This window comes from Streptomyces kunmingensis (assembly GCF_039533535.1).
In the GTDB taxonomy this organism is placed as follows: domain Bacteria; phylum Actinomycetota; class Actinomycetes; order Streptomycetales; family Streptomycetaceae; genus Streptomyces; species Streptomyces kunmingensis.
This window is the reverse complement of record NZ_BAAATS010000017.1, coordinates 375,880-387,779: the sequence shown is the minus strand read 5'-3', so window position 1 is coordinate 387,779 and position 11,900 is coordinate 375,880. Positions and strand designations below refer to the sequence as shown.

General features: G+C 71.9%; 13 protein-coding genes. 2 read left to right on the top strand and 11 right to left on the bottom strand.

Annotation, left to right across the window (positions count from 1 at the left end; translation table 11 throughout):
* Positions 1-28: 28 nt before the first annotated feature.
* On the bottom strand, positions 29-448 hold the full coding sequence (locus ABD366_RS21210) for a MarR family winged helix-turn-helix transcriptional regulator (protein WP_324769665.1): 420 nt from the start codon (positions 446-448) through the stop codon (positions 29-31).
* Between the two features lie 193 nt (positions 449-641).
* Complete coding sequence (locus ABD366_RS21205) at positions 642-1,247, bottom strand: Uma2 family endonuclease (RefSeq protein ID WP_324769662.1); 606 nt, start codon at positions 1,245-1,247, stop codon at positions 642-644.
* A gap of 145 nt (positions 1,248-1,392) precedes the next feature.
* On the opposite strand from ABD366_RS21205, the gene ABD366_RS21200 reads away from it, so the two are divergent.
* Positions 1,393-1,626, top strand: a complete 234-nt coding sequence (locus tag ABD366_RS21200) for a hypothetical protein (RefSeq protein ID WP_324769661.1) — start codon at positions 1,393-1,395, stop codon at positions 1,624-1,626.
* Here the strand turns inward: ABD366_RS21200 and ABD366_RS21195 are convergent.
* From ABD366_RS21195 to ABD366_RS21180, 4 genes are all read right to left on the bottom strand, one after another.
* Positions 1,592-2,809, bottom strand: a complete 1,218-nt coding sequence (locus tag ABD366_RS21195; RefSeq protein ID WP_324769659.1) for a cytochrome P450 — start codon at positions 2,807-2,809, stop codon at positions 1,592-1,594. The two genes, ABD366_RS21200 and ABD366_RS21195, sit on opposite strands and share 35 nt — an antisense overlap.
* Before the next feature lie 254 nt (positions 2,810-3,063).
* Positions 3,064-3,729 carry a response regulator transcription factor gene (locus tag ABD366_RS21190; RefSeq protein WP_324769658.1) on the bottom strand — a complete coding sequence of 222 codons (666 nt, stop codon included), beginning with the start codon at positions 3,727-3,729 and terminating at the stop codon, positions 3,064-3,066.
* On the bottom strand, positions 3,726-5,093 hold the full coding sequence (locus tag ABD366_RS21185) for a sensor histidine kinase (RefSeq protein WP_324769657.1): 1,368 nt from the start codon (positions 5,091-5,093) through the stop codon (positions 3,726-3,728). The genes ABD366_RS21190 and ABD366_RS21185 overlap by 4 nt, the downstream gene beginning before the upstream one ends.
* A gap of 106 nt (positions 5,094-5,199) precedes the next feature.
* The gene (locus ABD366_RS21180) at positions 5,200-6,075 is read right to left on the bottom strand and encodes an alpha/beta hydrolase (RefSeq protein ID WP_324769655.1); all 876 of its coding nucleotides are present in this window, start codon (positions 6,073-6,075) and stop codon (positions 5,200-5,202) included.
* Between the two features lie 170 nt (positions 6,076-6,245).
* On the opposite strand from ABD366_RS21180, the gene ABD366_RS21175 reads away from it, so the two are divergent.
* Positions 6,246-6,857 carry a TetR/AcrR family transcriptional regulator gene (locus ABD366_RS21175; RefSeq protein WP_344442250.1) on the top strand — a complete coding sequence of 204 codons (612 nt, stop codon included), beginning with the start codon at positions 6,246-6,248 and terminating at the stop codon, positions 6,855-6,857.
* Positions 6,858-6,893: 36 nt separating this feature from the next.
* On the opposite strand, the gene kynU is transcribed toward ABD366_RS21175, so the two are convergent.
* The 5 genes from kynU to fbaA all read right to left on the bottom strand — a co-directional run bounded on the left by kynU (position 6,894) and on the right by fbaA (position 11,846).
* On the bottom strand, positions 6,894-8,084 hold the full coding sequence (gene kynU / locus ABD366_RS21170; protein WP_324769994.1) for a kynureninase: 1,191 nt from the start codon (positions 8,082-8,084) through the stop codon (positions 6,894-6,896).
* On the bottom strand, positions 8,077-8,919 hold the full coding sequence (locus ABD366_RS21165) for a tryptophan 2,3-dioxygenase family protein (protein ID WP_324769993.1): 843 nt from the start codon (positions 8,917-8,919) through the stop codon (positions 8,077-8,079). The genes kynU and ABD366_RS21165 overlap by 8 nt, the downstream gene beginning before the upstream one ends.
* Positions 8,920-9,066: 147 nt before the next feature.
* Positions 9,067-9,480, bottom strand: coding sequence for a DUF3151 domain-containing protein (locus ABD366_RS21160; RefSeq protein WP_324769992.1), 414 nt, complete (start codon positions 9,478-9,480; stop codon positions 9,067-9,069).
* A gap of 78 nt (positions 9,481-9,558) precedes the next feature.
* Positions 9,559-10,734, bottom strand: coding sequence for a MalY/PatB family protein (locus ABD366_RS21155; RefSeq protein WP_324769991.1), 1,176 nt, complete (start codon positions 10,732-10,734; stop codon positions 9,559-9,561).
* 80 nt (positions 10,735-10,814) lie between these two features.
* Positions 10,815-11,846 (bottom strand): class II fructose-bisphosphate aldolase, encoded by a 1,032-nt coding sequence (fbaA, locus tag ABD366_RS21150; protein WP_324769990.1) that lies wholly within the window; start codon positions 11,844-11,846, stop codon positions 10,815-10,817.
* Positions 11,847-11,900: the final 54 nt, after the last annotated feature.

The following is an 11,900-nucleotide window of genomic DNA, read 5'->3' as shown; positions in this document are numbered from 1 at the left end:
CACGGCCCGGCGCTGCCGCGAAGGCGCGTCAGGGCCGAGGCCAGGGCCGTCCCTCCAGGCGTTCGATCGCCCGGTTCAGGCGTTGCAGGCTGGAGGCGAACTCGGCGATCTCCTGCGCGCTCCACTCCTCCATGAGCCCGCCGATCACCTCGATGTTGAGCCCGCGGTCCCCGTCCAGGCTCTTGGCGCCCTCTTCCGTGACGCGGAACTTGCGGGCGATGCCGCCGTCCGGGTCGGGGATCCGCTCGACGAGGCCCGCGCGGAGCATCGCCGCGGTCTGCCGGTTCAGGGTCGAGGCGTCGAGCCCGAACGCGTCGCTGAGCTGCCCGATCGACATCGGGCCGTCCATCTGGATCCGGCTGAGCAGGATGTAGGCGCTGCGGTCGAGGTGCCAGCGGTCGGATCTGGCGCGCGAGCCGAACAGGTAGCCGTGCCGGCTGAGCAGCATGGTCTCGAACTCGACCTCTCGGGTGGTCCTGCCCTTGGCCGCCTCGCCCACGTCGCCCGCCCGCCTCTCTCGTACCGCCTGCCCAGCAGATATATCACGGGCTATATGCGCCATACATGCAATGTGCATCGCGCACAGGCCGCCCGGTGCGGGCACCGCGCCCGGCCCGGGTGGATGGCCGGCTGGACCACGGTCAGCGGACGTACCGCTTGAGCTGCTCCGTGTCCAGCTCGATCCCCACGGGGTCGGGCAGCGGAACCCGCTCGCCGAAGAGCGCCGTGTGGGTGTCGCGGTAGTGGGAGTGCTCCGGGTCCGGATTGCTGTGCACGACGACCGTGCCGGCGTCGCGGTCCACGAGCAGATACACGGGGATACCCGCCTCGGCGTAGGCGCCGGGCTTCTCCACCCGGTCCCGGGCGTGCGTGTCGGAGTCGTACGACGTGATCTCGACCGTCATCAGGACTCCCTCTGCGTCGGCCCAGTTCCCTTGGCCGACGAAATGGTCCACCGGAGCCAGTACACCGTCCGGCTCCGCCCTGCCCTTGCGGTACGCCTCGACCTTGAGACCCAGAGTGGGGGTGAGGTCAAGTTCCGGCCGTTCCTGCATGCACTGCCTGATCAGCCACATGATGAGAGCGCTGTGATTTCCGTCCGTCACGCCCTTGATCCCGATCCGTCCGTTGATGAACTCCAACCTGACGGCCTCGGTCTCCTTGGCGGAGACCGCGGCGATCTTCTCGAATTCGTCCACGGACATCGGCGACGTCTCGGACGTCGTGCGCTCTGCCATGACCGTCATGGTGCCCCCCTTTCCAGGCGGGCACCAGCTTTGCCGAGGCGAACGCGTGGGCGGGCCCGGTCAACCCGCGATCTCCCCTCCGAGTGGCCGACATTCTGAAACCGGCGACGGAATTCGCACGTCCGTCCTATGTATGGGACAGCGCATGGAAGCCGCAGCCGGATGCCTCACCGCGCTCGCCGGGCTCGGGGCCGGGCTCGTGGTGTGGTGGGAGCGCGCGCAGGGCCGGGTCAGCCGCTTCGAGCAGGCCCCGGACTGGCGGGTGTTCGTCATCGACCTGCCCCTCTGCACGGTCGGCGGCATCGGCGTCGGGGCGCTGGCCGGAGCCTTGGTGCACCGGCTGCTCAGAGCTCGACGGACAGCCCCTCCAGGCCCCTGATCACGAAGTTCGGCTTGCGGGACGGTTCCGCCGCCGGGCGCAGGGCCGGTGCCTGGGTGAGCAACGCCCTCATGGAGGCGGCCAGTTCGATACGGGCCAGGGGTGCGCCGATGCAGTAGTGGATGCCCGCGCTGAAGGAGATGTGGGGGTTGTCGGCGCGGGTCAGGTCGAGGCGGGCCGGGTCGGTGAAGACCGCCGGGTCGTGGTTGGCCGAGCCGAAGAGGAGGGCCACCTCGGAGCCGCGCGGCAGGGTGACGCCGGCGACCTCGATGTCGTCGAGCACCCAGCGTTCGAAGAGCTGGAGCGGGGTGTCGTAGCGCATCAGTTCCTCGACGGCGCCGGGGATCAGGGTGTGGTCCGCGCGCAGGGCCGCCAGCTGTTCCGGGTGTTGGAAGAGGGCCCACCAGCCGTTCACGGTGGAGTTGACGGTGGCCTCGTGCCCGGCGTTCAGGAGCAGCACGCAGGTCGAGATCAGCTCTTGTCCGGTGAGGCGGTCGTCGTTCTCGTCGTGGGCCGCGATCAGGGCCGAGACCAGGTCGGTGTCGGTCGGGTTCTTCCGCCGCTCGGCCATCAGCCCGCGCAGGTACTCGGTGAACTCGACCGACGCCCGGACCGCGGCGCGGGCCGTCTCCGCCGGCGGGTTCAGCTCGTACATGCCGCAGATCGCTGCCGACCAGGGGCGCAGGAGGGGGCGGTCCGCCTCCGGGATGCCGAGCATCTCCGCGATGACCGCGACCGGGAGGGGTTCGGCGACGTCCGTGAGCAGGTCGCCGCCGCCGTCCGCGACCAGACCCGCCACCAGTTCCCCGGCCAGCTTCTCCACGTACGGCTTCAGCCGCTCGACCGTGCGGGGCGTGAACGCCTTGGAGACGAGGCGGCGGATGCGGGTGTGGTCCGGCGGTTCGAGGTCGAGCATGCCGTGGTCGTTGAGGATGTGGAACGGCTCGTGTTCGGGCGGCGGCGCGGTGCGGCCGAACTCCTCGTGCGTGTACCGGTGTTGATAGGTGCGGCCGAGCCGTCGCTCGCGCAGGAGCGCCGAGACGTCGGCGTGGTGCGGGATCAGGTACTGGCGCGTGGGCTCGAACCAGTGGACCCGCCCGGCCTCGCGCAGCGCCGCGTACGCGGGGTACGGGTCGGTTACGAAGGCCGGGGACCAGGGGTCGAAGGCGGCGGTGGCGTTCATGGCGTGACGTTAGTACCGGCCGCCGGGGCGGGGGTAGGGGTGCGGGCGCGGGGTGCGGGCTCGTCGTGGCTGGTCGCGCGCCGTGGCGGAGCCGCTGATGGACACTGCCCCGCGCCCCTGGAGATGCGCACTTCGTGCGGCATCTCATCGGGGAAGGCTGCGCGCAGCGCATGCCTTGGGGGCGCGGGGAACTGCGCGACCGGCCACGACGGCGCGGCACCCGAAGACCGCTCTCCGCCGGCCAGGCGCCCCGCTCAGCCCGGTGTGACCAGACGCGCCTCGTACGCGAAGACCGCGGCCTGCGTGCGGTCACGCAGACCCAGTTTGACCAGGACCCGGCTGACATGGGTCTTGATCGTCGACTCGGCGACCACGAGCCGCCCGGCGATCTCCGCGTTCGACAGGCCCTGCGCGATGAGGACGAGCACCTCCGTCTCGCGGTCGGTCAGCTCGCCGTACGCGTCCGGGTTCTGCACGGCCGGCAGCTTCGGGATCTCCGACAGCTTGGAGAACTCGGTGATCAGGCGGCGGGTGACGGACGGCGCGAGCAGTGCTTCTCCGCTCGCCACCACCCTTACGCCGTCCGCGAGTTGGCGGGCCGAGGCGTCCTTGAGGAGGAAGCCGGAGGCGCCCGCGCGCAGCGCCTGGTACACGTACTCGTCGAGGTCGAAGGTGGTCAGGACGAGGACCTTCGCGCCCTCGTCTGCGGCCACGATCTCGCGGGTCGCCTCGATGCCGTTCAGCTCCGGCATGCGGATGTCCATGAGGACCACGTCGGGGCGGAGCTCGCGGACCTTGGCGACCGCCTCGATCCCGTTGACCGCCTCGCCGACGACCTCGATGTCCGGCATCGCGCCGAGGAGGACCGAGAACCCCTCGCGCACCATCATCTGGTCGTCGGCGATCAGTACCCTGATCATGCGTCCGCCCCGGTGGTCTCGTCGGCCCCGGCGGCATTGTCGCGCTGCTCCGGGACCTGCGCCGCGACCGGCACGAAGACCATGATCTCGTAGCCGCCGTCCGCGGTCCGGCCCGCCGTCATCTCGCCGCTGAGCATCGAGACGCGCTCGCGCATGCCGGTGATGCCGTGCCCGGCCCCCGGCGAGGGCTTGGCGAGGGCGTTCGGTTTGTCGTTGACGATGCGCAGGCCGAGGCCGCCGAGGACGTACGACACCTCGACCGCGGCGGCCGCGCCCGGCGCGTGCCGCAGCGCGTTGCTGAGCGCCTCCTGCACGATCCGGTACGCCGACAGCTCGACGCCCTGCGGCAGCTCACGGACCGCGCCCGTGACGGCCTTGGTGACGGTCAGGCCCGCGTCCCGCACGTTCTCCAGGAGCTTGTCGAGGTCGGCGAGGGTGGGCTGCGGCGCCTCGGGGGCCTCGTAGTCCTCCGCCCGTACGACTCCGAGTACGCGGCGCAGTTCGGTGAGGGCCGCCACCGCGTTCTCCCGGATCGTGACGAACGCCTGCTCCAGCTCGGGCGGCGGGTTCTCCACCCGGTAGGGCGCGGCCTCCGCCTGGATCGCCACGACCGACATGTGGTGGGCGACCACGTCGTGCAGTTCGCGGGCGATGTTGGTGCGCTCCTCCAGCAGCGTGCGCTTGTCGCGTTCGACGGCGGTGACCGTGCGCTCCCGGACGACCTGACGCTGCGTGGTGCGGTTGACCTGGACCAGGGTGACGATCGCGACGGCGACGCCGGAGAACACCAGCATCGGGGCGGAGACGCCGGAGTTCAGGCCGCCCATGAACTCCCCGGCGAACACCGAGTACACCGCGCTGAGGGTCCACATCCAGGCGGCCGTGCGGGGCCGGGTGCGCGCCGCGACCACCACCATCACGACCGTGTGGCCCACGATGCTGCCGCTCGACCACGGAAAGAGGTCGTCGCTGGTCAACACGGTCAGGACGGGCGTGACCGCGAGCGAGAACCAGAAGGCGAGGGCCGGCCGCAGCAGGGTGAGCGCCACCGGGCCCGCCGCCATGAGCCCGGCGATGGTGGCCACGAACCCCTGCCCGATCGCTCCGTAGCTCGTCATGCCCACGAGGAACGTGAACAGGGCCAGGGCCAGCACCACCGCGTGCGGGAAGTACCCGAGGTGCTTGCGCAGGGGGGCCGGGAACAGCCGGGTCCACGGCCCGTCCGCGGTCGCCTCGGGCAGCGGACGGTAGGCGCGCACATCCCGGAACAGGTCCTCGCGCAGCCCTCGCAGCGCCGAGCGCGCGAGGCTGAACTCGGGGCTGCGGTCTCTGGGAGCCGCGCTGGTGGTGGTCGTCTCGGTCATGCTTCGACGGTACGGCCCGGCGCGGGGCCCGGTCGTCCCCAGCCAGACGGGTCCTGTCCGTCCGCCGTGAGTACTACGCGGCGCCGCCGGGCCGGGCCCGGACGACTCACCAGGCCAGTTGCGCGATCTCCTCCGCCACGACCGCGCACGCGTCGGCCGCCGGGTCGATCAGCGGGAAGTGCCCTACTTCCTCCAGGAATGTGACACCGACCATCTCGCCGGCCCTGGCCGCCGCGTCCGCGTACGCCTCGGCCACCGCGTGCGGCACCGTCGTGTCCGCGCGGCCCTGGACGAGGGTGGTCGCGATGCCGGTCGGCAGCAACTCCGCCGGATCGGCGTAGGGGCGCCGCGCGTCGAACAGTTCGCCCTCGCCGCCGAGGAGCTGCGCGCTCGCGCCGCCGCACACGCCCAGCTTCTGCGCGAGGGCGAGATCGGCGACGGGGGCCAGCGCCACGACGCCGCGCAGCGCGGGCGCCGCCGGGGTGTACCAGGGCGCGTCCGCGGGCAGGACGTGCCGGGCCGCGGCCCACAGCGCGAGGTGGCCGCCCGCCGAGTGGCCGGTGATCACCGTGCGGCGCGCGTCCGCGGCCGGCAGGTGCTCCGCGACGAGCGCGGGCAGCGCGTCGAGCGCGGCCGCCACATCGTCGAAGGTCTCCGGCCAGCGCCCGGCCACGGGCCCGTCGGCGCCCTGGTGCGGCACCGGGCTGCCGCGCCGGTACTCGACATTGGCGACGGCGAGACCGCGCCGGGCGAGGAAGTCGGCGAACGGGCTCAGGTGCGCTCTGTCGTACGGTGCCCGCCAGGCGCCGCCGTGCAGGGCCACGACCAGCGGAGCCGCGGTCGCTCCGTTGCGGGGCGCGTAGAAGTCGATGACCTGATCCGGGTGATCGCCGTACGCGGCGGTGGCGTCCGGCGGCACCGCGGGGTGCGAGAAGGCCGAGGCCTCCTCCGCCTCGTCGCGCGCGGCGGCTTCGTCCGGCATGCTCCAACCTCTCGACGTCGCAATGAAGTTGCGCGTACCCCTTGGTGGACCGGCGATGCGGCGAACCAGCGGGGAGTCAGCGGGTAAACGGACGCTACCAGGCCGGTGACGTGCGTCGACACGCACAGTGACCGTTTAAACGGTTCCGCTGTGCCGTTACCCTGGCGGTCATGAGCAGCGCACCCGAACCCGGCACGCTCCGCCCCGGCGGCCGCACCGCCCGTGTCCGCGCCGCGGTGCTCGACGCCGCGGGCGATGTCCTGGCCGAAGAGGGCTTCGACCGGCTCGACCTGGCCGACATCGCCCGGCGCGCGGACGTCGGCAAGACCACGGTGTACCGGCGCTGGGGCTCCCCCACCGGTCTGGTCGCCGACCTGCTCGCGCAGATGGCGCAGGAGTCCCTGCCGCGCTCCGCGACCGGCACGCTGCGCGGCGACCTGACCGCGAACGCGCTCCTGGTGCGGCGCACGCTCGCGGACCCGCGCCAGGGCCCGCTCTTCCGGGCGGTCATCGCGGCGGCGACCTGTGACGCGCGCACCGCCGACGCGCTGCGGGAGTTCTACGAGGTACGGGTCGCCGAATGGGCGCCGGCCGTCGAAGAGGCCGTCACCCGGGGTGAGTTGCCCGCCGGGACCGACGCCGCGGAGGTGGTCCGCGCGGTGTCGGCCCCGCTCTACTACCGCCTGCTGACGACCGGGGCCGCGCCCACCGAGGCGGACGCGGCCCGGGCGGTGGCCGCCGCGGTGGCGGCGGCCGAGGCCGGCGTCTACGTAGCCCCTTAGAACCCCTTAGAACCCCTCAGCACCCCGGCCGGAACCTCATCCGAGCGTCTCCGCGAGCACCTTCGCCGCCCGCTCCACCTCCGCGAACCCCAGGTACAGCGGCGTGAACCCGAACCGCAGCACGTCCGGCGCCCGGAAGTCACCGACGACGCCCGCCCCGATCAGCCGGTCCATGACCGCACCGGCGTCCTCGCACCTGAGCGCCACCTGGCTGCCCCGCTCGGCGTGCGCGGCCGGGGTCACCGGCTCGACCCGCCCCGCCGGGACGTACGCCTCGACGCACTCCAGGAAGAAGTCGGTGAGGGCGAGGGACTTGGCGCGGACCGCGGCGACGGAGACGTCCGGCCGCGACCACACCTCCAGGGCCGCCTCCAGGGCCAGCATCGACAGGATGTCCGGCGTACCGACGCGCCCCCGCGGCGCTCCGTCCGCGGCCTCGTACTCCGGGCGCATCCCGAACGGCTCGGCGTGCGAGTTCCAGCCCGGCAGCGGCGAGTCGAAAGCCGCCTGGTGCTTGCCGCGCACGTACAGGTACGCGGGTGAACCGGGCCCGCCGTTCAGGAACTTGTACGTGCAGCCGACCGCGAGGTCGACCCCGTGCTCGTCGAGCCCGACCGGCAGCGCGCCCGCGCTGTGGCACAGGTCCCAGACGCTCACGGCGCCCGCCGCGCGGACCGCCGCCGTCAGCCCCGGCAGATCGTGCAGGCGCCCCGTGCGGTAGTCGACGTGGTTCAACAGCACGGCCGCCGTACGGGAGTCGAGTGCCTCCGGCACGTCGCCCGGCGCCACGGCGCGCACCGTGCACCCGGTCATCCGGGCCGCCGACGCGGCGATGTAGCCGTCCGTCGGGAACGTGGCGGCGTCGACGAGTATCTCGTCCCGCCCGTCCCCGGCCAGGCGCACGGCTCCCACCAGCGCCTTGAACACATTGACGCTCGTGGAGTCGCCGACCACGATCCGGCCGGGCGCCGCGCCCACCAGCGGGGCGATCAGGTCGCCGATCCGCTCGGGCGCCGTCCACCACCCGGACTCGCTCCAGGAGCGGATGCGCAGCTGCCCCCACTCGCGCCGCACCACGTCGTCGAGGCGGCCGGGGACGTTCACGGGCAGGGCGCCCAGCGAGTTCCCGTCGAGGTAGACGACGTCGTCGAGCACGAAGTCGTCCCGCACCGCGGCGAGTCGGTCGGCGCCGTCGAGTTCGCGCGCCCGCTCGTACAGGTCAGACATGGGACCTCGCCGTCCACAGCTCGGGGAACACGTTCTTCTGCGCGCGCTTCTCCAGCCACGCCACACCGGCGGAGCCGCCGGTGCCGGTCTTGGACCCCATCGCACGGCGCGTGGCCACCAGATGGTCGTTGCGCCAGCGCCACACCAGCTCGGCGACGTCGGTCATCGCCTCGCCGAGGCGCGCGAGTTCGGCGCTCTCGTCGCCCGCGTACAGCGCCGTCCAGACGGCCTCGACCTCGGGCGACGGCTCGTAGCGCTGGGACACGTCACGGTTGAGGACGGCCCGCGGGATGCGGTGGCCGCGCCGCGCGAGGAGCCGCAGCACCTCGTCGTAGAGGCTGGGCTCGTGCAGCGCCTTCTCCAGCTCGGCGTGGACGCGGGGCGCGCCGCGGTGCGGCACCAGCATCGACGCGGACTTGTCGCCGAGCAGGAACTCCATGCGCCGGTACATCGCCGACTGGAAGCCGGAGCCCTCGCCCAGCGAGGACCGGTAGGAGTTGAACTGGGCCGGGGTGAGCCCCGACAGCGGCCGCCAGGAGGCGTTCAGCGCCTCCAGCTCGCGCACCGACCGCTTCAGCGCGGCCACGGCGACCGGTACGTCGTCCGCGGCGACGGCGCGGGCCGCGGTCTCCCATTCGTGCACGATGACGGTGAACCAGAGCTCCATCACCTGGGTCGTCACCAGAAAGACCATCTCGCCGGGGTCGTCCGAGCGGAGGTGCTGGAGGTGGGTGAGGACGTCCGCCTGGACGTAGTCCTCGTAGGGCGTGGTGCCCGCGAAGTCGAGATGCGGGGCCGCGGTGGTGTCCGCTCCGTGTTCCGCGTCGTGGGACATCGCTGTCTCCTGATGTGTACTCCGGGTAGCGGTCCGCCCTGCCGTTACCGGCACGGGGCCCCGGTCCCCACCTCGCATCCTTCACAATGGTCCCCCGGAACGGCAAGGCCCGCCCGGTCCACAGGCGGGCCTCACGCAGGGTGACGCTCAGCCCAGGGTCTGTGCCGCCGCCGGGGAGGAGTCCTTGAGGAACTGCGAGCAGCGCTCGTACTCCTCCTGCTCACCGATGGACCCGGCCGCGCGGGCCAGGGCGTGCAGGGCGCGCAGGAAGCCGCGGTTCGGCTCGTGCTCCCACGGCACGGGCCCGTGACCCTTCCAGCCGCTGCGCCGCAGGGAGTCGAGCCCGCGGTGGTAGCCGGTGCGCGCGTAGGCGTACGACTCGACGACACTGCCCCGATCGAACGCCTCGTCGGCGAGCTGCGCCCAGGCGAGCGAGGAGGTCGGGTACTTCGCGGCGACGTCCGCCGGAGGCGTCCCGCCCGCGAGCAGCTCGCGGGGCTCCGGGTCGTCGGGCAGATGGGTCGGGGGCGGTCCCCCGAGGAGGTTCTCGTGAAGGCTCATGGTTTCCAGTCTGCGCCATCCGGGCGGTTGCCCCGAACGCAGGTGACCGCTCCCGCCGGCGGCCGCGGACGCAGGTGGTCAGTCACGCCCGGTGACGGTGCGCACGGCCCGGACGAGCGCGTCGATCCCCGCCTCCGCCTTGCCGCGCGGACAGCCGAGGTTCAGCCGGACGAAGCCGGGCGCCCCGTACGTGCCGCCCGGCATGACGGCGACCTTCTCCTGCTCGACGAGGACGCGCTGGAGCTCGTCGTCCGTCGTGACGCCGAGCGGCCGAAGATCGATCCAGGCCAGGTAACCGGCCTGCGGTGTACGCCACTTGAGTTCGGGGAACGCCGTGTCGAGCCGTTCCTCGAGCAGGCGCAGATTCCCGTACGTGTACGCGCGCAGGGCGTCCAGCCACGCGCCGCCCTCGCGGTACGCGGCGATATGGGCCGTGAGCGTGAGCACGGCCGGGGACGCGAGCCCCTCACCCGTGTTCATCCGCCGGACGAACTCGGCGTGATCGTCCGGGTCGCCGACGAAGCCGTAACTGCCGCTCAGTGCGGGGAAGTTGAAGGATTTCGTCGCCGACGTGACGAGCGCCCAGCGCAGCCCGTCGGCGTACCGGGTCCACGGCAGGTGCGTGTACCCGTCGTGGGTGAGGTCGGCGTGGATCTCGTCGCTGATCACCGCCACGTCGTGGGTCCCCGCGAGCTCCGCGAGGCGCCGCAGCTCGGTGTCCGTCCAGACGTGCCCAGTCGGGTTGTGCGGCGAGCAGAGGATCAGGACGCGGCTGTCGGGGCGCGCCAGCTCCCGCTCCAGAGCGATCCAGTCGTCGACGCCGACGGTCCGCATGTCCCGTCCGAGCCCGGTGATGGCCTTGCGGAACCCGTCGTAGGTCGGGGTGTGCAGGACGACGCCGTCGCCCGCCCCGGTCCACATGCGCAGCAGCTGCGATATCTGGTTGAGGACGGACGGGGCGTAGACGAGCCGGTCCGTGTCGACCTCGGTGGCGTACCGGGCGCGGAACCAGTCGCGTATCGCACCGCGGAAGTCGTCGGTCTGCCAGTCCGTGTAGCCGAAGACCCCGTGCGCGACACGGGAGTTGATCGCGCTCAGCACTTCGGGCGCGCACGCGAAGTCCATGTCGGAGATGGTGAACGGCAGCAGGTCCGGCACCGGGAAACGGTCCGTGATGCCGTCCCACTGCACGCACCAGGTGCCGTGCCGGTCGACGGGCGTGTCGAAGTCGTACGGTCCGGCGTCATGCGTCACTGCGGGCACCTCCGGGCATGGCACGGGCCCGGCACCCCGGAAAAGGCGGCGCCGGGCCCGCACACGGGCTGGAACAGGTGTTACTTGATGCGGGTGCCCGTCGAACGCAGGCTCTCGCAGGCCTCGACGATGCGGGCCGTCATGCTCGACTCGGCCTTCTTGCCCCACACGCGCGGGTCGTACGTCTTCTTGTTGCCGACCTCGCCGTCGACCTTCAGGACACCGTCGTAGTTCTCGAACATGTGGCCCGCGATGGGCCGCGTGAACGCGTACTGGGTGTCGGTGTCGAGGTTCATCTTCACCACGCCGTTCTCGAGCGCGGTGCGGATCTCCTCCAGGGTGGAGCCCGAGCCGCCGTGGAAGACGAAGTCGAACGGCTTGGAGCCGGCCGGCTTGCCGTACTTCTCGGCGATGCCCGCGTTCAGCTCGGCGAGCAGGTCGGGGCGGAGCACGACGTTGCCCGGCTTGTACACGCCGTGCACGTTGCCGAACGAGGCGGCCAGGAGGTAGCGGCCCTTCTCGCCCAGGCCGAGCGCCTCGACGGTGCGCACCGCGTCGTCGACGGTGGTGTAGAGGTTGTCGTTGATCTCGTGCGAGACGCCGTCCTCCTCACCACCCGTCGGGGTGATCTCGATCTCCAGGATGATGTTCGCGGCCTTGGCCTTGGCGAGCAGCTCCTGGGCGATCTTCAGGTTGTCGTCGAGGGTCTCGGCCGAGCCGTCCCACATGTGCGACTGGAAGAGCGGGTTCTGGCCCTTGGCCACACGGGCCGCGGAGATCTCGAGCAGCGGGCGCACGTAACCGTCGAGCTTGCCCTTGGGGCAGTGGTCGGTGTGCAGCGCGATCTTGTTCGAGTAGCGCGCGGCGGCGACGTGCGCGAACTCCGCAAGGGCCTGGGCGCCGACGACCATGTCCTTCACACCCTGGCCCGAGAGGTACTCGGCGCCACCGGTCGAGATCTGGATGATGCCGTCGCTCTCCGCCTCGGCGAAGCCCTGGAGGGCCGCGTTGAGGGTCTGCGTCGACGAGACGTTGATGGCCGGGTAGGCGAACTTCCCCGCCTTGGCCCGGTCGAGCATCTCGTTGTACTGATCCGGGGTTGCGATGGCCATCTGCCGACTCCTCGTGAAGCGCGCGATTGCGGGTTTGGGTAGTTCAGGTGTCCC